The sequence below is a fragment of the Sphingobacterium sp. NGMCC 1.201703 genome (assembly GCF_047784615.1).
Classification (GTDB): Bacteria; Bacteroidota; Bacteroidia; order Sphingobacteriales; family Sphingobacteriaceae; genus Sphingobacterium.
Genome location: NZ_JBLOHD010000004.1, coordinates 155,050 through 180,222, shown reverse-complemented (window position 1 = coordinate 180,222; position 25,173 = coordinate 155,050). Strand labels below are relative to the sequence as shown.

The following is a 25,173-nucleotide window of genomic DNA, read 5'->3' as shown; positions in this document are numbered from 1 at the left end:
GTGGGATCGAATAGAAGGGATCGAAAACCTTAAAAGATAAGAAGCGGAACCAAAACAATAAATCCATGGAAATATAGACTATTAAAAAATAGAATTCCAATGAAAAAAATAACCAATAAAATAGCGATAATGATGGTACTTGCCGGTATGCTGTCCGGATGTACCAAGTTCTTGGACCAGACACCGAATGGCGTTCTGAGCTCCGATCAGATCAAGGAACCGGAACGATTACTCACAGCCACCTATGCAGCTTTAGGCAATGACCATTATGATGTGCCTTTTAGCTTATGGCCCTATGGTACGGTACGGTCCGATGATGCCTATAAAGGCGGTTCGGGACCACAGGATATCCAGACATTTCATTTTTTGGAAGTGTCCAGCAATATGATGACCAATTTCGCAGAAATAGATAAGTTGTGGTTTCAGTTGTACGTAGCGATTTCGCGTGCCAATACGACAATAAAAACAATTCAGGAAATGGACAATTTCGAGGGTAAAGAAGGCAAATTGGCCGAGGCAAAATTCCTGAGAGGCCATTTTTATTTCATGCTCAAAACGCTTTTTAAGTATGTCCCTTATATCGATGAAACTGTACCAGTAGATAGTTATGAAACCGTATCGAACAGGGCATTTAATAATGACATGCTCTGGCAAAAGATTGTTGACGATTTTCAATATGCAGTAGACCATTTGCCTGCTGTACAAGCTGAAGTCGGCCGTGCCAACCGGATTGCCGCAGCAGCCTATCTGGCGAAAACATACCTGTACAAAGCCTATCGCCAAGACAACGAAGAACGGCATACCGTAACCGGGATCAATTCGGGCGATCTCGAAAAAGTCTTACAAAATACAGAGATCGTACTTGCCTCGAACCATGCCCTTGAAGCAGATTTTGCATTCAACTTTCTGCCCGGAAAATATGAGAATGGTACGGAAGCCCTCTTTTCCATCCAGTTTTCAAAAGATGACGGGACAAAATTCGGACGTGTGAATTTCTCGGATCTGCTTTCTGTACCAATGGGCTTGGGCTGTTGTGATTTCAACAAACCCAGCCAGAACCTCGTGAATGCATTCCGCACAACAGGAAAGGGTGTGCCACTCGATAATTACAATAGCTTGAATGCCTTCAATGCATCAGAAAAATATGATCCAAGGTTATTCCATACGGTGGCAATTCCAGGGCTTCCTTACAAATATAACAGCAAACGTATCTATGAGGAGAGCTGGAACCGTAATCCTGCGGATTATTCGGTGTATGCTTCGTTGAAGGAGAATGTTGATCCGGATTGCGATTGCTTTGTCCCAATGGCTCCATTCTTTGCGAATACAAAAAACCGTATTGTCTTGCGTGTTGCTGACCTCATATTGATGCGCGCGGAGGCGCTGATTGAACTGCACCGGTCGGCCGAAGCTTTACCACTGATCAACCAGGTACGTATGCGTGCAAAAAATAGCGCTTCAATGACCGGTTATGCTACGGATAAAATGCTGATAGAAACCTATAAAAATGGGGAGAACATCCTATGGAACGAGGAAAACGCCCGTAAGGCTTTGCGATGGGAACGTCGCCTGGAGCTGGCGATGGAAAACGGCCGCTTCTTTGACCTGGTCAGATGGGGGATAGCGGATAAGAATATGAATGCATATTATGAAACTGAGAAATCACGTCGTTCTTATTACGCATCAGCTCATTTTACAGCAGATAAGAATGAATATCTGCCTATCCCGGAAGCGCAGATAAGACTGAGTAAGTACCTCTACAAACAGAATCCGGGATATTAACTAACACAATAACCAATTTATACCAATGGGAACATTAAAATATATCGGATTGGGACCCATAGACCTGTTTATAACAGAACTTAATTTTACTCCGCTGATTGTGCCTTCCAATAAGGTTTTCCTAGACCATTTATGCCGATCAGGGAACAATTAAAGTCAATGCGATGAAAATCGAAAAATCATAAGAATTATCGTTATTTTAAGAACTCAGGTGAAATGGGATAAATGATATTAAACTAATTAAGCTATGAATAGAATGAAGAAATACGGAGCCGCCATGCTTTTTGCAGGCATGCTGAGCTCAGCTTTTGCGCAGGTAGGACAGCAGGGCAGTAATGACCAGCTGGAAAAATACCGGCCGAGCTACCATTTTACACCCAAACAGGGTTGGATGAATGATCCCAATGGCATGGTATATCTCAATGGAAATTATCACCTCTTTTTTCAGCATAACCCTGAAAAATCAGTTTGGGGGCCAATGCACTGGGGGCACGCTATCAGCAAAGATCTGATTCATTGGGACGAGCAAAAAATTGCTTTGTATCCCGATAGTTTGGGGACGATCTTTTCGGGAAGTGCGGTGATTGATAAAAATAATACCGCTGGTTTTGGAAAGGGGGCCATGGTCGCTATTTTTACACACCACAATCATCAGGAGGAAGACCGGAAAACCGGCCTGCACCAAAATCAGAGTTTGGCCTATAGCCTTGATCAGGGCGCAACCTGGACCAAATACAAAGGTAACCCGGTGCTACCAAATCCCGGGATTTGGGATTTTCGCGATCCCAAGGTGATGTGGTTCGAAAAATCAAAAAGCTGGATTATGACGCTGGCAACCAAAGATTGCATTACCTTTTATTCGTCCCAAAACTTAAAAGAGTGGAAAAAGGAGAGCGAATTTGGAAAGGAAGTGGGCGCACATGGTGGAGTCTGGGAATGTCCTGACCTGATCCCGATGAAATACAAAGAGGAGACGAAATGGGTACTATTGGTGAGCATCAATCCGGGAGGTCCCAATGGTGGTTCGGTGACCCAGTATTTTGTAGGTGATTTTGATGGGCATCAATTTCAGCCGGCAGACACTTCAATTAAATGGTTAGATTGGGGACCTGATAACTATGCGGGAGTAACCTGGAGTAATCTCGGCGGGCGGCAGCTGATGATCGGCTGGATGAGCAACTGGCAATATGCCAATGTGGTGCCGACGACGCGCTGGCGTTCATCTTCGACAATTCCGCGTGATCTAGCTTTGCAGAAAGTAGATCAGAAATATTATGTGAGCAGCTCAGCGGCACCGGAGTTGGCTAAAGCATTTCGGCCGGTAAAAAAATATCGGGCAAATCAATCCAAAGAGCTCAGTATACAGGAACAGTTGCCCCAAGCTTTTCGGTTGGACATCAATAAGTTAAAACAACAGAATTTTAAGGTGATTTTGTCAAATGCTATTGGAAATGAGCTTGTTGTGGGATATGCCAAAGATCAAAAAGCATATTATATTGACCGCTCAAAATCCGGAGAAATTGCTTTCAATGCCGATTTCCCCAAAAGAAGTACGGCCAAAAGATTATCCAATAGCGAAACCGTATCCTTAAGTCTATATATCGATGTCAGTTCTGTAGAACTCTTTGCTGATGGTGGATTAACGGCAATGACTGGCTTGTTTTTTCCGCAGGAGCCAATGACCCGGCTACGTATTGTAGGAGAGGATAACTTAATCTTCAAGGATATAGACATCGCGGCATTTAAGGATAAATAAGCGTTGTAACTTAATGAGCCTTTCTGCGTAATCAGAAAGGCTCTCAGAAAATAGTGTATAGGAAACGTTTCATAAAATGATTTGAATTATTGCGCTGAAGTCGCTAACTTCATGTTGAAATAATCAATTATGGACACCTATCACTGCATGCCTGAGAATGAACTCTTGCGCCTACTCCGTTGTGGGGATATGCAGGCCTTTGATGTCTTGTACCATCGTTACAGCCATACCATTTACGCCAATATCCTTAAATTCATCAAGGATAAAACTGTTGCCGAAGATCTGCTTCAGGATGTGTTTGTCCGGATATGGGAGAATAGGTTAAAAATAGATCCCGAACAGTCATTTGCCGCTTTTTTATACACCTGTTCGCGCAATATCACCTTTAATTTTAGAAGAAGGCTAAAATTGGAGCTGGAGTCAGCCATTCAGCTGGCGCAGGGGGCAGTGGAAGGGGAAAATTCCATCGACCGGATGTTGGATTCAAAGGAAGCGCAGCAATGGGTCGAACAACTCCTGCACAAATTACCGCAGCAGCGGCAAAAAATATTTCGACTTTCTAAACTAGAGGGAAAGAGCTATCAGGAGATCGCCCAGGAAATGGGGATTTCGGTTTCCACAGTCCGTGACCATATCGTCAAAGCCAACAAATTTATCCGCAATGCTGCCTTACAGGACAATGGTTTTTCTGCATTCATGTTTGCCTTACTGCTTTTTTCAGGAAAATAAAAAAAAATTGCCGATCGAGCAGACCTTAATTTTATCTCGTGTGTATTTACCTAAAATTACAGCACGGTGGATAATCGTAAATCTAAAATAGACCAATTACTTCAAAAGTATAAAGCGGGAAATTGTACTGTCGAGGAAATGACCTGGCTGCGGACGGCGTTAGCCGAAGCCGATCCCGAAGCCGATGTGGACCAGGCTATCATCGAGAGCCTGCTACAGCCTGTCGACGGGCTGAATGCAAGTGAATCCCACTTGGAAAAAACGCTTGAGAATATTAAAAGGCAGATTGCTGAGCAGCAGGTGAAAAAAAGATCGCTGCGCCTCATGCGATGGCCCTATTGGGCAGCTGCAGGGATTCTTTTCCTTTCGCTCTTCACCCTATTGATCCGGAACCAACACCCAGATACGGTGCAGCAGCTCACCAAGCATACTGTACGGCAACAGATATTACCTGAAGAACTGCCGCCGGGCGGTAATCGGGCAACATTACGTTTGGCGGATGGTTCTCTCGTTCAACTCAACGATCAGCAATCCGGTATCATTATGGGCGATGAAATTACTTATGCCAATGGTCAACCGTTGCAGAGCGGAAAGATGGAGCGAAATCAAGAAACAAATGACCTGAGCAAGGTGATGTTGGAACTGAGCACGCCAGTCGGGGGAATGTACCAGATTACATTGCCCGATGGAACGAAGGTCTGGCTCAACGCAGCATCCTCGTTGCACTATCCAGCGCGATTTGCACAGCATGAACGCAAAGTGACGTTGAAAGGCGAAGCTTTCTTTGAGGTAAGGAAAGATATCGCACGACCCTTTAAGGTGTTGAGTCAGGGACAGGAAGTGCAGGTGCTTGGGACTGCTTTCAACGTCAATGCTTATCCAGATAATAAACTGGTCAAAACGACCCTAGTCAGCGGACGGATTAAATTATCCAATGAGAATCCGGCCATCGCTGCGGTCTACCTACAGCCAGGGCAGCAGTCCAGCACCAACGCCACCGGTACCATTCGGGTCGCACAGGTAGATCCCGCTGCTTTTACTGCCTGGAAAGAGGGACTATTTTATTTTGATGAAACACCGCTGGCCGAAGCATTGCAACAAATCGGACTTTGGTACGATGTTGAGGTGAAATACAGTTCTTCTATACCACAAACTCATTTTTATGGTCGCATAAAGCGTGACAAACCGCTAGGGGAAGTGCTGGAGGTACTCGCCGAAGGCGGGCTGCGTTTTAAACTTGTTAAAGCCCGGGACAAACACGTCCTATTGGTAGCTGCGCAGCCTTGATCCACCTATTGAAAAAGGAAATAAACTAAAACCAAAATAACCATGAAAACAAACCGGCTAATGAAACCTACTTAAACAGGAACAAGGGATACATGCCGTATAAAAAAGACAGTGCTGGGGGGCACTGTCTCGAATGGCCGCATGTACCTACTTAAATGCCCGAGGGCAAAAATGTTGATAACCATTTATAAATAAATACAAAACCATACAAACATATGATTTTTTATCCATTTGTTAGGCTACATCCGTGGAGTTTAACGATACGCAGTATACTGATTATGAAATTGATCATACTCATTTCCTTGCTGACTATAATGCAGGTGTTTGCTGAAGGAAATGCACAAACTATCAATCTTACCGCAAAACATGTGACTTTAAACCAGGTCATGCGCAGCATTCAGCAGCAAAGCGGACTCAACTTTTTTTTAAATGGTAAAGCGCTGGCGCAGTCAAGGCTATCGGTCAATATACGCAATGCCAGATTGGAGGATGCCATGAATGCTATTGCCGCGCCGCTCCAGCTGGATTGGATTAAAAAGGATGAGGTCATTATCTTAAAATCGCGACGAAAGGATCATGCGGTCGACGAAATGCCGCAGCAGCGCAGCATAGGCGGGCGTGTGGTTAATAGCAAGGGCGAGGCGCTCATGGGAACCACCGTAACGGTAAAGGGAACCACCGTCTCTACAAACTCCGTCCAGGACGGTAGTTTTACCATCCTGCTTCCGGCAGGGAGCAATACCCTGATTTTTTCAAATGTAGGCTATCAAAGACTCGAAAAGACAGTCAGTGATGGCGACCAGCTGCAGGTTGTCCTACAGGAAGAAGTTAGTGGTCTAGAGGAGGTGGTCGTCGTCGGCTATGGGAGTCAAAAACGCGCCAATGTGATCGGTGCAGTGTCCACCGTGAACGGAAGTTCTTTGGAAAATAGGTCAACTTCGACATTGTCCTCCTCCTTGGCAGGCCTGGCTGCGGGGGTAAATGTACAGACTACTACCGGCAAACCAGGGGCAGACGGCGCCACGATCCTTATCCGTGGTAAAGGAACGCTAAATAATACCGCTCCATTGGTCGTGATCGATGGTATCGTTGGATCCATCGATGCCGTAAACCCCAATGACGTGGAGTCTGTTTCGGTGTTAAAAGATGCGGCAACGGCAGCCATCTATGGTTCACTTGGGTCAAACGGTGTTATTGTCATCACAACAAAGAAAGGTGCCAAGGGAAAAAATAATCTTTCGTATAGTGGAATGGTTTCCATGTTGCGCCCCAATAATGTGCCCGAGTTTATTACCGATTACCCGCGACATATGCAGCTGGTCAATGAGGGTTTTACCAACCTGGGGCAAGCGGCAGTATATACCGATGCGACAATCAAGCTGTGGGAAGACGCAAAGAAAGATCCAGAAGGATTGACGGAATTCGGGATACCCAATAAAGTCGCCTATCCGAATACGGATTGGGGCGATGTGCTGTTCGGGCAGCGTAAGCTCCTGCAAAACCATAACCTCTCACTCAATGGTGGAACTGAAAATACGCAGTACCTTTTCTCCGTGGGTTACTTCAATAATCCGGGTACCATGCCAAAAACAGGAGCCGATAAAATCCGTATGCGCATTAATCTGCAATCCAAAGTAGCGAAATTTTTGACGGTGGGAACACAGACCTTTGGGGACATGCAAAATTTAAGTGTAGCGGATGTCGGTACCGCCTATGCCTACCTCACCCAGACTGTCCCCGGCGTGTACCCTTATTACAATGGGGTTTACGGATTCCCGGCTGCAGCCGAAGAATCGGCTACGGCCAACAATGCGCTGGCTTTTTTAAACAGCATGGATGGTAAAAACCAGGTGAACCGCTTCAATACAACGGTTTTTGCGAAATTAAACCTGATGAAGGGACTGGAGTTTGAGTCCAAGATCAATTACAATCAGGCTTATTCTGAAAACAATTGGTATCTGGTGCCTTATGAAAAATGGAATTTTGCGACGAACAAATTAAGTACGGCAGCCTTGTCCCCAGGACAGCTGACTACACAATATAATATGACCAAGAGTTACAATGTCATCGTAGACAATGTGCTACGCTACAACGGCTCTTTTGGAAAACATGATGTTGGCGGTATTGTAGGCTATAACGAGCAATACTTCAATCAATACAATACAGGGGCAGCCAAACTGGGGCTCGTACATCCCGATCTGACAACCTTTAATTCTGCGACGACCATGAGTTCGATTAACGGCGACGAATTTGACTATGGACTGCGTTCGTTCTTTGGCCGGGCCAATTATGCCTATGCAAATAAATATCTCGCCGAAGCGGTATTGCGTTACGATGGTTCGTCCCGTTTCGGTGCCGCCAAACGCTGGGGTTTCTTTCCGGCATTTTCAGCAGGCTGGCGCATTTCGGAAGAATCCTTTATGGAAGCTATAAAGCCCGTTGTGGATGACTTGCGAATCAGGGCTTCCTGGGGGAAGACCGGAAACAATGCCTCGGGCAACTATGATCACCTACCTTCTTATGGTTCGGTTAATTATTCGTTCAACAATCAGGCTATCCGTGGTCTGGCCCAAACCAAATTAGGTAATGATCGCCTGCATTGGGAAACTACCACCACAACCAATCTAGGTTTTACCGGTACTGCATTACAGGGTAAGTTGAGCCTGGAATTTGATGTCTACCGTGCTTACACCGATGGTATCTTATATGTTCCGAATATTCCGGCGACGGTGGGGACAGCCCAGCCGGCAACGATGAATATCGCTGAAGTGAGCAAGCGGGGGCTGGAGCTCAGTCTCGGCTATCAGGGACGTGTCAATGATTTCAAATATAGCCTATCGGGAAATTTTGCCTACAATACCAACCGGGTGGAGAAATACAAGGGCCTGCTTTCGGAGGGCTATGTGACTGACGCTGCCGGCAATCGGGTGTACCAGTCCAATATCGGTCTGGTGTCCGCCGGCGCCAATCAACGTGTGATCGAAGGGCATGAAATCAATGAGTATTATTTATATAATACCTATCGTGGTTCGGGCAGCCACTTTTTGGCAGATGGTTCGGTAGATAAAAATGGTGGACCCCGCGATGGGATGATCCGCACCGAGCAGGATATGGAATGGCTAAAGGCCATGGCAGCCGCCGGCTACTCCTTTCAGCCAGCAGATGGTATAGATCCAACGAAAATCTGGTATGGTGACCTGATCTATTCGGATCTGAACGGGGATGGCATTTACGGTAATGTCTATGACCAAAAATTTATGGGCAAACGCGCAACGCCGGCATTCAATTATGGCTTAAGTGTCAACCTGACCTATAAAAACTTCGATGCGGCGATGATTTGGTCAGCTTCTTCAGGTGTTTCTTATTATTGGAACGAACTGTACCTCAATTCTTCTATCGTGGCACAGGGCAAGTCCGTTCCAGCTTTGGTGGCCAATGATCACTATTATTACAATGCCGCCAATCCCGCTGATCCCAACAATCGGATCGACGGCTATTATCCACGCTTGAAGGGAGTGACCGATGCGCAGAACGGACGCACCAGCAATTTCTATCTGTACAACGCTTCTTTTGTCAAGTTGCGCAATTTGCAGATAGGATATAGCCTTCCCGAGCGTTTGGCCAGCCGGTTTTCAATCGCTAAGCTGCGCATCTTTTTGGCGGGTGAAAACTTGCTGACCTGGACAAAATTCCCCGGACTGGATCCCGAAATCGGACCTGCTAGCAATGATCCTTCATTAATCAACGCTTCCACTGTCAATTATCCGACTATGCGCCAGTATTCGTTGGGACTTAACCTTACTTTTTAATTTGAACGAACATGAAAAAAATTATAGCGATTTTATTGATCTCGGGATTACTTGGATGTAAGCGGGATCTGTTGGATACTTCACCCTATTCATCCGTATCCACGGCAACGATGTGGACAACGGATAATCTGACTGACCTGGGGGTAGCTGGGATATATGGTTCCTTCAGACTACTCATGGGGCATAGCGGTTTGATTTCACCCTATGAGCTGTACCAGTTTGACCGTTTTTCGTTTACCGGACAGGGACGTTTTGACGAACCGCTACTAACGGGAACCATCACTGCTGGTGATCCTTTATTTTTAAAAGTGTGGCAGATCCAGTATGAAGGAATCCAGCGGGCCAACGATGCCTTGAAAAATATACCGCTCAAGTCACCTTCAACAGCAGAAAAGAAAGCCAGATACTTAGCTGAGGCGAAATTTTTGCGCGCCTACTTTTACTTCAGGCTCAATCAATTGTACAAAGGCGTACCAATTTACCTTGAACCATTTACAGCAAGCGAAGCCATCAAGGCACGTAATTCGGAGGCTGAAGTCTGGGATCAGATCCTGAAAGATCTCAATGACTGTATCGCCGAACCCAATTTTCCAGATCGCTATCCTGCGGGCAATGCGAATTATGGGCACGCAACGAAAGCCGCGGCCTATGCCCTGCGTGGTAAAGTATTTCTTTACCGTAAGGAATGGGCAAAGGCTACTGCAGACTTTCAGAAAGTAAAAGATGCCGGACACAGCCTTTTCGGAGATTATAAAGCCCTGTTTAAAGAGGCAAATGAACAATGTCCAGAAATGATCTTTTCCATTCAGCATAGGGGTGAATCCGGTTATGGTAATAATATGCAGCTGTTCTGCGGTTGGCCGTCGGTCTACTCGCGTGGCTGGAACTATTATATGCCCTCCCCACATCTCGTTGATCTATACGAAAACAAGGACGGTTCGAAGTTTGAATGGGATAAAGTCATTCCGGGTTATTCAAGTTTAAAAGAGAATGAGCGTGAGGTATTTTTTCTGCGCAATAATCTGACAGCAGCAGAACAGGCTGCAGCGGCTCAGCGGGGCGCTAAGATGAGCTTATACCTGCCGCAGGGCAATGAAGAACGAATTAAGAAAGCGTACGAAAATAGAGACCCACGCCTGCAGGCCAATATTGTGACACCTTATGCTACTTTTCGGGGTGCATACAACTTTACAAATGTGGAGAGCACTCAGGTGATGCGCTGGCCCTTCCGTGGACAGGCTCAGGTGGATGGGGATATCCAAAGCGATACGCAGATCAATTTCTTTTACTTCTACCGTAAGTTTGTGGCCGAAGGAACCAATGAATTGATAGACCGTAATTATGGTCCCATCGATTTCCCGATATTCCGGTATGCCGATATATTGCTGATGTGGGCTGAGGCCCTGAATGAAGATGGTCAGCTCAATGCAGCCCTTGCCAAGGTCAATGAAGTCCGCCAGCGCGCAGGCGTGGCACTGCTCAATTCCAATGCCGCAACTGCGGTGGCCGGCAAAGAGGATTTACGCCGTCGCATCCAAAATGAACGCCGGGTGGAATTTCCCAATGAAGGCATCAATTATTTTGACGAACTGCGCTGGGGCACCTGGAAAGAAAAAGTATTTCAACCGGGCAATGGCCGAAAACAGGTGTGGGGAACAAATGTGAGCAATTACAGTTATAAAGGTGACTTCCTCGATGTATGGCCGATCCCGACATCAGAAAGACAAATGAATGTCAACCTTACCCAAAATCCGGGTTGGGTAGATTAGTTTTACAGATTATCAGAAGTCAAAGCTATCCCATATCGTGTGGATGATCTTTGGCTTCTGATCAGACAAACCTAACATATATGATACGAATACCTTATCTGTTGCTGCTTCTTATAGTACCTTTTTTCTGCTCTGCGGCGACAGGCACTGATAGCAGTGCACTGGTGAAAAAAGGCTTTCAGCTTGCGGAAAAACAGTATGATTTGCTTTTTAATGAACATAAAGATCTGAGCTTGTACCCACGTTCGGCTGATCCGAATGGAAAAACATCGTTTACAAGCATCAGCGATTGGACCGGAGGTTTCTGGCCGGGATGCCTTTGGTATGTTTTTGAATATACTGCTAACGATAAATGGCGTGATGCAGCACTTAAATGGACCAATTCCCTGCGTGAGAACCAGTTCAATACCAATCACCATGATATCGGTTTTGTTATGAACTGTAGTTATGGTAATGCCTATCGCCTGACCGGAGATACCACTTTTAAAGCCATTCTGATTCAGAGCGCAAAGTCCTTGCTCACACGGTTCAATCCAAAGGTCGGTGCGATCAAATCCTGGAATAGTTTTGCCTCTTGGGATGGCGTGCATAACTACAGCTTTCCGGTCATTATTGATAATATGATGAATCTGGAACTGCTTTTCCTGGCCTCAAAGCTTTCTGGTAATCCTGTCTATCGGGAGGTCGCTGTCCGGCATGCCGAGACCACTTTGAAAAATCAGTACCGCCCGGATTTTAGTTCCTATCATGTGGTCAACTATGATCCTGAGACGGGCCAGGTTCTGAGCAGGGAAACGGCGCAGGGCTTTTCCGACAACTCGGCCTGGGCTAGGGGCCAGGCCTGGGGACTCTATGGTTTTACGGTGATGTACCGTGAAACCAGGGACCCGAAATATCTGCAGGCCGCTATAAAAATGGCAGATTTTTACAGCAAACACCCGCGGCTTCCTAACGATAAGGTTCCACTATGGGATTTTGACGTTGACCAACCCGGATTTGTGCCAAACTGGGACTATCGCAAGACCGATTTTGCATCGGTACCACGTGATGCTTCGGCAGCCGCAGTAACAGCCTCAGCATTGCTTGAGCTCGTGGGATATGTACAGCCCCAACAGCAGCAGGCTTATTCACAGCTTGCTCAGACCATTCTTGAGTCGCTGGCATCCGAGCATTACTCCAGCAAAGTAGGTGAAAATGGTTATCTTCTTTTAAAGCATAATGTGGGAAGTATTCCGCATAAAGGTGAAATCGATGTGCCCATAATTTATGCGGATTATTATTATCTGGAAGCCTTGTTGCGCTGGAATAAATTGGTCAACGAATCAGAGCAGAAAATCATGCGGGAATGGAAAGCAATGCATGCGAAGAAAGCTGCCGCCTGCGCTGATTTTCAAAAGCAGAAATTTGGCATGTTTATCCATTGGGGACTTTATGCCATCCCTGGTGGAATCTGGAATGGACAGAAAATTGAAGCCATGGGGAGTCCGGGAGTAGCGGAGTGGATCCAGCTCGTGGCTAAAATTCCTCGGTCTAGCTACGAAAATTTGGCCAGGCAATTTAATCCGGCCGCCTTTGATGCCGATGAAATTGTGAGACTGGCTAAACAGGCCGGTATGAAATACCTGGTCGTTACCAGCAAGCACCACGATGGTTTTGCCATGTATGACTCTAAGGTCAGTGCTTTTAACATCGTGCAAGCGACACCCTTAAAAAGAGATGTGATTCAGGAACTGTATGATGCTTGTCTGCGTCAGGGACTCGACTTTGGATTATATTATTCCCATAACATTGACTGGAAAGATGGCAGCGATGCGCAGTATGCTCTGACCAAAGCGCATAATGCCCAGCTGAATAGAAAGACAGATGCCTTTGGGGCCAACCGCTGGGATCCCAGTCCAAATTCCTTTGCCGCTTACCTCCAGGAAAAAGCAATTCCACAGGTAGTGGAACTGCTGCAACGCTATAAAAAGTTAAAATATATCTGGTTTGATATGCCGGGATTGATGACCCCACAACAGAGCTTCCGTTTTTACAAGACCGTGTATGATCTTAATCCGGAAGTTATTGTATCCGAGCGTATCGGCAATGGCATGGGCGATTATGATATCCCGGGTGACAACCGTATTCCGGCGGCCAATGAACGTTTTGACAAGCCCTGGGAAGCGATCGGTACATTTAATCATTCCTGGGGCTATAAATCTTACGATCAGGATTGGAAATCCATCGACGAATTGCGGTATTGGCTCTTGGAAATCTGCAGCAAAGGAGGCAATTACATGCTCAATATTGGACCCGATGCCCAGGGGCAACTTGCCGAACAGGTTAAACAAAATCTTAGTATATTAGGGGACTGGCTCAAGACCAACGGCGAAGCGATATACGGCAGCAAGCCCTGGATAGTACAGCACGAAGGACCTACAGCAATCCAGATTACAGACACCGAACAGCGGGAAAAGGAAGGTTTTAAAGCCAATTTTACAGCGTCTGATTTTTGGTTTACCCAAAAACAGGATGCCCTGTATGCGCTGGCAATGGTAGCTCCGGCTGATGGTAAAGTCAGCTTGCGCAGCCTCAACCAAAATACCGCTCGGGTGCGCTCCGTGGAAGTTCTTGGCGGCGGCAATGTAGTTTTTCAACAAGATCAGGAAGGTCTGCATCTGCAACTTCCAAAGGGCATGTCACAAAACACGTTGGGATATGCACTTAAAATTAGGATTGAAAAATCAATATAAAACCTGAATAAACGCATGTTAAACCGAATAAAACTAATTTGCTTCCTTTTCCTCTGTTGCCTAAGTATAGGGAATATTCCGGTGAATGGACAAACGAATGTCGTCGAGCCAATAGGAAGCGATGCCCGACCGGTAATTTTTTTGGGAAATAGTATCACTTACGCGGGCCAATATGTAGCGATGACCGAAAGCTTGTTGCTGATGGCGCAAGACCAAAGTAAAAGCCAGTTTATCAACCTGGGATTGCCCAGTGAAACGGTATCCGGATTAAGTGAACCAAATCATGCCAATGGAAAGTTTCCCCGCCCATGCCTTTTCGATCGCCTGGATACCCTACTGGACAAGGTTAAGCCTCGATTGGTGTTTGTGTGTTATGGGATGAATGATGGTATTTACCTCCCTTTTGATAGCAGCCGATTTGAAGCTTATCAAGCTGGTATAATGCGCTTGCATGACCGATTACAACATGCAGGTGTGAAACGTATCATTTGGCTGACTCCACCTGTACATGATGATCCAAAGTTACGCCTTCAAGGTTATAACCAAGTCTTGGATAGCTACGCCTCTTGGTTACAGACAAAAGCGGCTAAGGAGCAATGGGAAGTAGTCGACCTACATTTTCCGATGAAAGCTTATCTAGAAGAACAGCTAAAATTGGATAGCACATTTAAATTAGCATCCGATGGTATTCATCCGGAAACCTTGGGACATTGGCTGATGGCCAAAACAATTATTGCACATCTGTTGCCCGGAACAGCACTTGCACCTACTTGGGAGCAGGAGCTGAAAAGCCTGCCAAAACTCCAAAAAATATATCCTTTGGTGCTCAAAAGGCAGACGATCATGAAAGATGCCTGGCTGACTCATATCGGACACAAACGCCCTGGTATGGTTAAAGGTCGCCCTATAGCAGAAGCGCAACGGATCTATCAACAGCTGCAACTGGAAATTGCAGCATTATGCTCCGATCTCAACTGAACTTTTATGTATAAACTGAATAAGAATGAAAATTAACTTTTTAAAATGGAAATGTGCAGCGGCACTGGGAATGCTGCTGTGCATGACCGAGGGATCATTTGCCCAGACAAAATCACAGCCCTATGAGGGGGTGCCCGGATGGACCGAAAGCCAGGACAAACGGATGGAATGGTTTAGAGAAGCACGTTTTGGCCTTTTTATCCACTGGGGATTGTACAGTGCGGCTGGTGGAAGTTTTGAAGGAAAACAATATCCACAGCACTATGCCGAATGGATCCAGACCTGGGGTAAAATCCCCAGCAAGCAGTATGCAGCGGTGCTGAAACCAAAATTTACCTTGCGTTCATTTGAACCCAAAGCCTGGGCACGTCTGGCCAAAAAAGCTGGAATGAAATATATGGTCTTGACGTCCAGACATCATGAAGGTTTTAGCCTATTTAATAGCCAGCAGCCATACGCTGTAAAGAATGACATTACTGGCAGTGCAAACTTATCGCCAAAAGGCCGGGATTTATATAAAGAAATCATGAGTGCATTTCGTCAGGAAGGATTGAAAGTAGGTGCTTATTATTCATTGCTCGACTGGCAGCATCCAGATTCCTATGAAGCTTTTAATTTAAATCCGAATCCCGATAACCACAAGCCTGACCATAACCGCTATAAGGAATATCTCTATGGACAGATTAAGGAACTTGCGCAGAATTACGGTCCACTGGATATGCTGTGGCCTGACTTTAGCAGCAAACAGCACCAAGGTGAGGCATGGGGAACAAAACGTATATTGACAGATTTGATCAAATGGCAGCCGAATATCATTATCAACAATCGGTTTTGGGAGGGGCTGGAAAATAAAAACGGCGATATCGGAACACCTGAAAAATACATTCCACCAACAGGGCTTCCGGGGATGGATTGGGAGGTCAGCCATACCATGAACGAAAGTTACGGTTACAGTGCGCACGATCAAAATTGGAAAAGTTTCCCTAAAATCATGCAATTGTTTGTGGAAACGGTCAGCAAGGGAGGGAATTTCCTGTTAAATGTGGGGCCTGATGGAGATGGGGCTATTCCTGCGCCGGCCGTGGAGATAATGGAGCGTATCGGGGATTGGATGCAGATCAATAGCGAGGCCATTTATGGGACAACAGCAAGCCCATTTCAAGCTTTGGACTGGGGGTATTGTACGCAAAAGGAAGGTAAATTATACTTGCATGTATTTGATCGGCCAGCAGGCGGAAGCATTGATCTGCCCATTAAAAATAAGGTCCTAGCAGCCTACGGATTGGCTGCTCCCAAGACCAGGCTGAAAGTGGAGACAAAGGCTGGAAAGCCCCAGATTCCGGTGGATGCATTTACTATTGAAAGTGGCCCCAAGGTGATCGTGGTCGAGATCCAGGGTAAACCGCTAGTGGAACAAAACCTGACACAGACCCAAGCCGATGGACGCATTATTATGAATGCCAATAATGCGAACCTGCAAGAGGCCAAAGGACTGAAGATTATCGGTGCCAATACCCATGATCCCAATCGTCCAAATGCTTTAGGGCAATGGAAAGATCCTAATGACCGGATCTATTGGGATATCAAAATCCAAAAACCGGGCAAATACCGTGTATTGATCAATTACCTGCCAAATGCTAAACATACAGGCACACTACTGCTTTCGGCACTTGGTCAGAAATTCCCATTTGTTTTTGGCGTTGAAAACGGAAGCGGGTTTAAAGACGCTGAATTGGGAACACTCGAGGTGTCGCAACAGGTAATCGGTGAGCCGAGTACACGGATTAATTTACAGGCAACAGAAATCAAAGGCGACGCGCTGCCAGAAATTGCATCCATTACCCTGATTCCGATAAAAGAATAAATCCGGATAGGAAAACCTAAACAAAATTTATAAATCACCTGATGGACCGCCCTATTTAAAATCATAGCCAGCTGACTCTGCTGAATGAATTTTAAATAGGGATAAGGTTTATCCAAAAGTTTAAGACATGAAAAGAAGAGAATTTATAGCCAAGGGTGTACTTTCCTCACTGGCGTTTACCATTGTTCCGCGCGCTGTGTTGGGGGGAAATGGATTTTTAGCACCAAGTGACCGCATTAATCTGGGGTTTATTGGTGTCGGAAAACAATCCTATACCCTCATGAACGGGCTCAACCGTTGCAAGGAAATCGCTAGTTTGGCAGCCTGCGATGTAGACCGTAAAAAATTGCAGGCATTTATTGTGGGTACAACAAAAAAGCAGCTGGAACTTGGAAAGACACAAAGTACGGTGACGGCCTATACGCATTACCGTGAGCTATTGGAGCGGAAAGATATTGATGCGGTGGTGATTGCGACACCAGATCATTGGCATGCCCAGATTGCTGTGGATGCTGCTAAAGCCGGAAAGGATATTTACTGTGAAAAACCACTGGCGCTCACCATCGCCGAAGGACGTGCCATGGTGGATGCGACACGCAAGTTCAAAAGGGTATTCCAAACCGGGAGCATGCAACGTTCATCGTACAATTTTAGACAGGCGGCGGAATTGGTTTCGAATGGTTATATTGGAAAAATAAAAGAAATTAATGTTTCTGTCGGTGAACCCGTCAAACAATGTGACTTGCCTTCCATGCCGGCACCGGATTATCTGGATTGGGATATGTGGGTGGGGCCTTCACCTTACCGCGGGTATAACCCAATTTTGAGCCCGCCTATCGAAGATGATAAATGGGCCTGGTGGCGTGGCTACCGTGATTTTGGAGGGGGATATATCACCGATTGGGGGGCACATATGTTTGATATTGTACAGTGGGCATTGGGCATGGATAATTCAGGGCCGACGCAATTTCTACCGCCCAAACAAGCCAACAGCAGTAGCGGGCTCTCGTTTATTTATGCCAATGGGGTGAAAGTCAATCATGTCGCCTGGGGTGTACACAATGCGATTCAGTTTATAGGTGAAAAGGGGAAGATCGAAGTGAGCCGCGAATTTATACGTTCCAGTCCCGAAAATCTTGCTAATATGAAATTGTCTGCTTCTGATCGACGTCTTTATTATAGTGACAACCATTACCATGATTTTGTGGATGCCATTAAGAAAAGAAGCAAACCAATCTGTGATGTGGAAATTGGTCATCGGACCAGTACGGTCTGCAATGCGGTCAATATCGCTTATGAGCTCCAGAAAGATCTGAAATGGGATCCTAAAAAAGAAGAATTTGATAATGAGTATGCCAATCTCCTGCGTAGCCGCCCTTATCGTGGTGAATGGGATTTTAGGAAGTTTTAACCAGGGCGTCCGGCACTTATTTCTATCATTTATACCCGTTATAACAGGCTCGGCAGCCCCAACTTGAAGCAAGTTGGGGCTGTTTTTGATTATGCGGTCATTCGTTTATCGCAGAGACAAAATGCAGTATCAAGTGTATTCATAGGATTAGGGCTGCTGAAAGAGACTGAAATTTGACGATGAACAAAAAGAAAATTTGTTATTCTGGAAAGATAATTGCTTTATTTGCATAACGCAATTATTAAGCGCTTAACAGCAGAGGGAACAACCGCTATGTCTCAATTAACAATCGTCGATCTGGCCAAAAAACTAGGTTTATCAAAATCAACCGTTTCTCGTGCATTTCGGGACAATGTGGATATCAATCCTGCAACCAAGGCCCGTATCCTGGCAATGGCCGAAGAAATCGGTTTTTCACCCAACGTATATGCCAGCAGCCTTAAAGCAAATAAAAGCCTGACAATTGCTATCATCATTCCCGAATTTGGAAATAAGTTTTTCTCCCAGGCCATTAAGGGTATCGAAGCCGTGGCGAGGTCAAAAGGGTATCATACCTTGATCTATGTGACAGATCATCAGGTGCAAAATGAAGCATCGATTGTCCGTTCCTTGGTCAATGGTCGCGTGGATGGGGTTATTATCTCGGCATCAGGGGAGGGGAAAGATCATTCCCATATCCAATTGCTTGAGGAGCGGGGGATTCCGGTCATGTTTTTTGATCGGACCTACGACGATTGGAAGGGTGGTTATATCACGGGAAATGACCAGGATTCGGCTTACGAGGCGACGAAACATCTGATTGAAAACGACTGCAAAAGAATAGCATACCTAGCAATAAATCCCCATATATCTATTGGTAAAGTGCGCAAGGAAGGCTACGAGAAAGCCCTGACGGAAGCCGGATTACCTATTGATCCCAAATTGATACTTGATACCGTCAACGATGCCGAACAGAATATGAAGGATATTGCAAAGCTCATTGAAACAGAAAAACCGGATGCCATATTTGCGGCGGTCGAACGTTTGGCAATCTCGAGTATCCGGGTGGCAAAGCAATTAAATATACGGATTCCGGAACAACTGAAAATAATCTGTTTTTCTTGTCTCGATATTGCGGACCTGATCGATCCGGCTCTCAGTGTCGTCAAACAACCTGCCTTCGAAATGGGCGAATTAGTGACAAAACTACTGTTGGAGAAGATGGATGACCCCGATAACGAGAAGTTTGCTAATTCGGTTTATCTTGATTCCCAGCTTATTTTTCAAGAATCCAGCCAGAAATAAGTAAAAAAATATTTGTTTTTAATATACCCAATACTTAGCTTTGATTCACTTCGGGAACATTCCCGAAGAATTTAAATAATCAATTTTGTAAAAACATTGGAAGGGAATTAATAGGCAAATCGCAACAGGCGATTTCTTTTTTCCTTAGTTTCGGGAACGTTCCCAAAAACAGGCCAAGCAAAGCTAATTATCGATGGGCAAGCATATCATTTATTACCTAGGGTATCTTTGGATACTCATCCTGTTGTCTTCTTGCGCCAACAAAAAGGACATCGTTGATCCCGAACAACCGCCGATCACTGAGCTCGATGCTACCGGTCTGGTATATACTTCTCCGTCCTTTATCTTTTGGGATAAGGATATTACGCTGCAATTTGATTTTTCGAAAGGTAATGGAGCCTTAAAAGGAAATTCAGCCGAACTATACCTGCATGCCGGATTAATTGCGAATAGCGGAGGAGACTGGCAACATGTGCCGACCGATTGGAATAGGAACGATAATGCCTATAAACTACAATTTGTATCCACTGGTAAATACCGGTTCATGTTTAATCCGGCAACATTTTTTAAGCGTAGCAACGGTACCGGTTTTGGTCAGATCGCGCTGCTGGTGCGTAATGCGGACGGATCGTTGGTCCAACGCAACCGTGATGGTTCGGATTTATTTCTGCCACTGGCCGGCGAGCATGGCGCTATCCGCTTTCTTTCTCCGGTGGCGCAACCCACGAGTCCACTGCTGGCAGAAGATAACTATCGTGTTGGCGACCTGTTAACGCTCAAAGTGCAAGGCAGTCAGGCCGGGACAATGACCTTATGGGATAACGGTGTGCAAATTGCCCTAGAAGACAATGTGTCTTTGCTGGAAAAAAAGCTAAGTCTGCAAGTCGATGGCCTGCATGAAATTGAAGCCCGGCTCCAAAGTAATGGTAAGGTTGTGAGCAGTAAAATGCAGTTACTGGCACAGGCAAAACCTGCAATCGCCGCATTGCCAGCCGGGGTCAATCCAAATGGGGTTACGATTGACCGAACAAAAAAGCAGCTGAGTTTTGCGCTCACCGCACCCTTAAAAAAGAATGTATACCTACTAGGCGATTTTAACAGCTATAAGGCAACGTCGGCATATGCGATGAGCCAGACACCAGATGGAAAAACATGGTGGATAACCCTGTCGGATCTGGACTTTACAAAACCATATACCTATCAATTTCTGATCGATGGTCAGCAATATATAGCCGATCCCTATGCCGAACTGGTTCTCGATCCGCAAAACGATGCTGCATTGGGAACTAACATCGCCAGTCTGCCCGCTTATCCACAGGGGGGGCGCGGAATTGTTGCGGTACTAGACCTTGTTGCGAAACCTTATCCCTGGAAGGTCAGCTCTTTTGTTAAACCTGCCGCCGGGGATCTGCTGATCTATGAACTCCTGGTACGTGATTTTGTCAAGCAACATCAGTATGCGACACTCAAGGATTCGCTGTCCTATCTAAAACGCTTAGGGGTCAATGCGGTTGAACTGATGCCTGTACAGGAATCTGAGGGCAATTCGACTTGGGGCTATAATCCCTCTTTTCATCGGGCGCTGGATAAGTACTATGGATCAAAGAATGACTTTAAGGCTTACATTGATGCCTGTCACGAAAATGGCATTGCTGTTATCCTGGACGTGGTATTTAACCATGCCTTTGGCCAATCGCCAATGGTACAGCTGTATGCCGAAAATGCAAATGTTTCCAGTGATAATCCTTGGTTTAATACCATTGCCAGACATCCTTTTAACGTGGGCTTTGATTTTAATCATGAGAGTGCCTACACGCAGACCTTTGTAAAAGATATGTTGAGCTATTGGTTAAAAGAATATAAGATCGATGGTTTTCGTTTTGATCTCTCGAAAGGTTTTACTCAGAAAAATTCTGGTACATCGGAGACCGATCTATCGGCCTGGAATGCCTATGATGCCTCGCGTATTGCGATTTTAAAGCAGTACCAGCAGCATATCCACAACCTAGATCCAACTTGTTATGTGATTTTGGAACATCTGGGTGGCGAGCAGGAGGAAATGGAATTGGCGCAGTCCGGCATGTTGCTCTGGAATAATATGAATGCGGTCTTTAACGAGGCCGCGATGGGTTGGAACAGCAACAACGGATCTGACCTCGGTCGTCTCTTTGCCAGCAGTCATGGCATGTCACAGCCGGCATTTGTTTCCTATATGGAAAGTCACGACGAACAACGCCTGCTGTTCAAATGCCTCAATTATGGAAATGCATCAGGAAATTACAGCGTAAAGAATTTAAATATCGCCTTGGCACGCATGGAGCAGGCTGCCCTGTTTTTATTGACCGCTCCAGGTCCCAAGATGATCTGGCAGTTTGGCGAATACGGTTATGATATCTCCATCGATGAAAATGGGCGTACCGGGGAGAAACCAATCCTTTGGGATTACCTCAAACAGGATAAGCGTAAACAGCTTTTTGAGGTCTACGCCGCACTGACACGTTTCAAAATAAAGAACAGCATTTTCCGGGATGGAAAACTCGTAGAATCGGGAATGAAAGAGGCCATGAAATATTTTCTGTTGGAGAAAGAGGGGCAGCAGGTAGGGGTACTTGGCAATTTTGGTGTGGAAACCACTGATTTTGCACTGCCACAGGCTTTACGTACCGTTTGGCAAAATAATTTTACAGGGAATACCCTGGATTGGACCAAGCAGACAAAAGTCAGTCTTCAGCCGGGAGAGTATCTACTGGTCAGCAAAACTAAACTAAATAAATAAACAGTTATTTTATGAACAAACAGCTATTACGTCCATTTTGGGCCTTGAACATGTTACTCGGGGTGAGTGCTTCGGCATTCGCACAGCAGGCCACGCTTCAGGGGAAAGTAATGGACCAGAAAGGAACTTCCTTGAGCGGTGCAACGCTGCGCTTCGAGGATATTCAGCGATCGCTGTCTACCAATGCAAACGGGGATTTTAGCTTGGATAGACTGAAAGCGGGCAAATTGCGCCTGAAAGTCAGTATGGTAGGTTATGCTACACTCGATACACTGATCCAGGTGCAAGAGGGTAATAAGCCTTTAAACTTATATCTTAAATCGGATGCAAGCCAATTGGAAGAAGTGGTTGTGATCGGTTATGGAACCCAGAAAAAGAGTGAACTTACCGGTTCGATCAGCACAGTTACTTCCAAAGACTTTCAAAAAGGGCAGATTTCCTCGCCCGAACAATTGATTACGGGTAAGGTGCCGGGGGTACAGATCACCACAAGTGGGGGACAGCCGGGTGCAGGTAGTACCATCCGCATCCGTACAGGAGCCTCCCTGAATGCCAGCAATGATCCATTGATTGTTGTGGACGGTATCCCCTTGGCCGGCGGATCGGTATCGGGTGTGGCCAATCCGTTAAGCTTGATCAACCCCAGTGACATCGAGACTTTCACCATCCTGAAAGATGCCAATGCGACAGCCATTTACGGTTCGCGTGCGTCTAATGGTGTTATCCTGATCACCACAAAAAAAGGGAGTCGTTCGGGTACGCAAATCAATTTTTCGACACAAAACTCCTTGGCTACCGTAGGTAAAAAGGTAGATCTGCTGACTGCTGATCAGATCCGGGACTATGTCAATACACATGGAACCGATGTCATGAAAAAGCTGCTGGGTACTGCCAATACCGATTGGCAGGATGTGATCTATGGCAATGCTTTTACCACGGATAACAACATCAATATTGCTTCCAAAGCAGGAAACATGCCTTACCGTATTTCGGCTGGATACATGAATCAGGACGGCGTGCTGAAAAACGATAACCTCAAACGTACAACAGCGGCGCTGGCCTTGACACCGAAATTTCTCGACAATCACCTTTCATTGGATGTGAATGTACGCGGAACCTGGTCAAAGTCCAAATTTGCAACACAGGATGCCATCGGTTCGGCTATACAGTTCGATCCAACACAGCCCGTCTATGTGGACGATAAAAATAGCTTTGGTGGATATTATGAGTGGATACAAGGGGGAAAACCCAACCCCAATGCGCCCCGCAACCCGCTGGCCTTGCTGGAGCTCCGTAAAGATAAAGGGGATGTGTTCCGTAGCATCGGTAACGCAAAGTTGGATTATAGTTTTCACTTCTTGCCGGAACTACATGCTAATTTAAATGTAGGCTACGATCTCGCGCGATCCAAAGGGAATACATTTACACCGGCCATTGCAGCACGTAATTTTAATGAGGGCGGAGAACGCACGGAATATAAAACCGATATCAACAACAAAACGCTGGAATTTTACTTAAAATACGATAAGGAGATTGCTGCAATTAAAAGTAATATCGATGCAACATTGGGATATGGCTATTATAAAAACAGCAGTAAAGTCTATAATTTCAACCGGACCAACGCTGAAGGGGATAAGGTCTTAAATGAACCAACGCGGGCCTTTGACAAACCCGAAAATTTGCTGATATCCTACTATGGACGTTTGATTTACTCGTTTGACAACCGTTATATCCTTTCCGGAACCCTACGTATTGATGGTTCCTCGCGGTTTGACCGCCAAAATAACAATGCCTGGGGCTATTTCCCATCTGTGGGATTTACCTGGCGTGCTAAAAATGAAAGCTTCTTAAAACAGTTGGATGCCGTATCGGATCTGAAGGTTCGCCTGAGTTATGGGCAAACCGGACAGCAAGATGGTATTGCGAATTATTCCTACATGCCTAATTATTCCATCAGTGGTAATGAATCCATGTACCGGTTCGGTGATACCTACTATTACTTGAATTCACCTTTAGTTTACGACCGCGATATTCGTTGGGAAAGTACCACAACCTATAATGCAGGTATTGACTTTGGTTTTCAGGATAATAGATTCTATGGCAGTATAGATTATTATTCCAAAAAGACCAAAGACTTGTTAAGTACTATCCCGATTCCGGTGGGATCTAATTTTAGTAATTTCCTATTGACCAATATCGGTAATATGGAAAATCAGGGCTTGGAGTTTAACCTTCACTATATTCCCTTAAAATCAGAGCATTCTTCGTTGGATCTGGGTTTCAATTTTACCTACAACAGAAGCAAGGTGACTAACCTGACGCAAAGCGATGATCCTGGTTTTATCGTGGAGACAGGAGGTATCCGTGGCGGAACAGGTGGGAATATTCAGGCACATAAGGTGAATTATATGCCCAATAGCTTCAATGTTTTCCAGCAGGTGTATGACGAGCAGGGGCATCCGGTTGAAGGGGTTTACGTCGATCGTAATGGCGACGGCGTGATTAGCGATAATGATCGGTATTTATATAAATCCCCATTGCCTAAATATCTTTTAGGTTTTACGGCAGCCTACAGTTACAAAAAATGGTCCGCATCCACGGTGTTGCGTGCCAATCTGGATAATTATGTGTACGACAATGTTTCCTCTAATCTGGGAAGTGGTGCCAACATAAATGATCAGGCAGTTTTGGTCATTAACAATGCGCCGGTGGACTTTCTAAATACCAATTTTCTCCTCAAGCAGCTACAAAGTGATTATTACATCAAGAATGCTTCTTTCTTAAAGATGGATAATATCAATTTAAGCTACAATCTAGGAAAATTTATACGGAACAGCAAGGCGTCTATGTCGATTTCAGCAACCGTACAGAATGTATTTACGATCAGCAAATATAAAGGCGTTGACCCCGAGATTTCGAATGGAATAGACGACCGTTTCTATCCTAGACCACGTACCTATGTATTGGGTGTAAATGTGAATTTTTAAATGAATAAC

The 25,173-nt window shown here is 45.5% G+C and carries 13 protein-coding genes; all 13 read left to right on the top strand.

The window, feature by feature from the left end; translation table 11 throughout:
* The first annotated feature begins 99 nt into the window (after window positions 1-99).
* The 13 genes from ACK8HY_RS09195 (at window position 100) to ACK8HY_RS09135 (ending at window position 25,164) form a co-directional block, all read left to right on the top strand.
* The gene (locus ACK8HY_RS09195) at window positions 100-1,782 is read left to right on the top strand and encodes a RagB/SusD family nutrient uptake outer membrane protein (RefSeq protein WP_416133425.1); all 1,683 of its coding nucleotides are present in this window, start codon (window positions 100-102) and stop codon (window positions 1,780-1,782) included.
* 247 nt (window positions 1,783-2,029) lie between these two features.
* Window positions 2,030-3,538, top strand: coding sequence for a glycoside hydrolase family 32 protein (locus tag ACK8HY_RS09190; RefSeq protein ID WP_416133424.1), 1,509 nt, complete (start codon window positions 2,030-2,032; stop codon window positions 3,536-3,538).
* Between the two features lie 129 nt (window positions 3,539-3,667).
* A complete protein-coding gene (locus ACK8HY_RS09185; RefSeq protein WP_343563947.1) occupies window positions 3,668-4,267 on the top strand; it encodes an RNA polymerase sigma-70 factor in 600 nt (199 codons plus the stop codon).
* Window positions 4,268-4,333: 66 nt separating this feature from the next.
* Window positions 4,334-5,554: a FecR family protein gene (locus ACK8HY_RS09180; protein WP_416133423.1), complete on the top strand. Its 1,221-nt coding sequence runs from the start codon at window positions 4,334-4,336 to the stop codon at window positions 5,552-5,554.
* A gap of 278 nt (window positions 5,555-5,832) precedes the next feature.
* Window positions 5,833-9,363, top strand: coding sequence for a SusC/RagA family TonB-linked outer membrane protein (locus ACK8HY_RS09175; RefSeq protein ID WP_416133422.1), 3,531 nt, complete (start codon window positions 5,833-5,835; stop codon window positions 9,361-9,363).
* Between the two features lie 11 nt (window positions 9,364-9,374).
* Complete coding sequence (locus tag ACK8HY_RS09170; protein ID WP_077438426.1) at window positions 9,375-11,132, top strand: RagB/SusD family nutrient uptake outer membrane protein; 1,758 nt, start codon at window positions 9,375-9,377, stop codon at window positions 11,130-11,132.
* A gap of 80 nt (window positions 11,133-11,212) precedes the next feature.
* On the top strand, window positions 11,213-13,864 hold the full coding sequence (locus ACK8HY_RS09165; protein ID WP_416133421.1) for an alpha-L-fucosidase: 2,652 nt from the start codon (window positions 11,213-11,215) through the stop codon (window positions 13,862-13,864).
* A gap of 15 nt (window positions 13,865-13,879) precedes the next feature.
* On the top strand, window positions 13,880-14,842 hold the full coding sequence (locus ACK8HY_RS09160; RefSeq protein ID WP_416133420.1) for an SGNH/GDSL hydrolase family protein: 963 nt from the start codon (window positions 13,880-13,882) through the stop codon (window positions 14,840-14,842).
* 25 nt (window positions 14,843-14,867) lie between these two features.
* Window positions 14,868-16,706 carry an alpha-L-fucosidase gene (locus ACK8HY_RS09155; RefSeq protein ID WP_416133419.1) on the top strand — a complete coding sequence of 613 codons (1,839 nt, stop codon included), beginning with the start codon at window positions 14,868-14,870 and terminating at the stop codon, window positions 16,704-16,706.
* A 127-nt stretch (window positions 16,707-16,833) separates the two neighbouring features.
* Window positions 16,834-18,117, top strand: a complete 1,284-nt coding sequence (locus ACK8HY_RS09150; protein WP_416133418.1) for a Gfo/Idh/MocA family protein — start codon at window positions 16,834-16,836, stop codon at window positions 18,115-18,117.
* A gap of 273 nt (window positions 18,118-18,390) precedes the next feature.
* Window positions 18,391-19,401 (top strand): LacI family DNA-binding transcriptional regulator, encoded by a 1,011-nt coding sequence (locus ACK8HY_RS09145; RefSeq protein ID WP_077438421.1) that lies wholly within the window; start codon window positions 18,391-18,393, stop codon window positions 19,399-19,401.
* A 193-nt stretch (window positions 19,402-19,594) separates the two neighbouring features.
* Window positions 19,595-22,177 (top strand): alpha-amylase family glycosyl hydrolase, encoded by a 2,583-nt coding sequence (locus ACK8HY_RS09140; protein ID WP_416133417.1) that lies wholly within the window; start codon window positions 19,595-19,597, stop codon window positions 22,175-22,177.
* Window positions 22,178-22,188: 11 nt separating this feature from the next.
* Entirely contained in the window at window positions 22,189-25,164 is a 2,976-nt protein-coding gene (locus tag ACK8HY_RS09135; RefSeq protein WP_416133416.1) for a SusC/RagA family TonB-linked outer membrane protein, read from the top strand.
* Window positions 25,165-25,173: the final 9 nt, after the last annotated feature.

Excerpts from the sequence above, each read along its gene's own strand:
- ACK8HY_RS09185 (WP_343563947.1), top strand. The coding sequence starts at position 3,668 with ATGGACACCTATCACTGCATGCCTGAGAATGAACTCTTGCGCCTACTC.
- ACK8HY_RS09160 (WP_416133420.1), top strand. The coding sequence starts at position 13,880 with ATGTTAAACCGAATAAAACTAATTTGCTTCCTTTTCCTCTGTTGCCTA.
- ACK8HY_RS09170 (WP_077438426.1), top strand. The coding sequence starts at position 9,375 with ATGAAAAAAATTATAGCGATTTTATTGATCTCGGGATTACTTGGATGT.
- ACK8HY_RS09195 (WP_416133425.1), top strand. The coding sequence starts at position 100 with ATGAAAAAAATAACCAATAAAATAGCGATAATGATGGTACTTGCCGGT.
- ACK8HY_RS09155 (WP_416133419.1), top strand. The coding sequence starts at position 14,868 with ATGAAAATTAACTTTTTAAAATGGAAATGTGCAGCGGCACTGGGAATG.
- ACK8HY_RS09175 (WP_416133422.1), top strand. The coding sequence starts at position 5,833 with ATGAAATTGATCATACTCATTTCCTTGCTGACTATAATGCAGGTGTTT.
- ACK8HY_RS09135 (WP_416133416.1), top strand. The coding sequence starts at position 22,189 with ATGAACAAACAGCTATTACGTCCATTTTGGGCCTTGAACATGTTACTC.
- ACK8HY_RS09145 (WP_077438421.1), top strand. The coding sequence starts at position 18,391 with ATGTCTCAATTAACAATCGTCGATCTGGCCAAAAAACTAGGTTTATCA.
- ACK8HY_RS09140 (WP_416133417.1), top strand. The coding sequence starts at position 19,595 with ATGGGCAAGCATATCATTTATTACCTAGGGTATCTTTGGATACTCATC.
- ACK8HY_RS09165 (WP_416133421.1), top strand. The coding sequence starts at position 11,213 with ATGATACGAATACCTTATCTGTTGCTGCTTCTTATAGTACCTTTTTTC.
- ACK8HY_RS09190 (WP_416133424.1), top strand. The coding sequence starts at position 2,030 with ATGAATAGAATGAAGAAATACGGAGCCGCCATGCTTTTTGCAGGCATG.
- ACK8HY_RS09150 (WP_416133418.1), top strand. The coding sequence starts at position 16,834 with ATGAAAAGAAGAGAATTTATAGCCAAGGGTGTACTTTCCTCACTGGCG.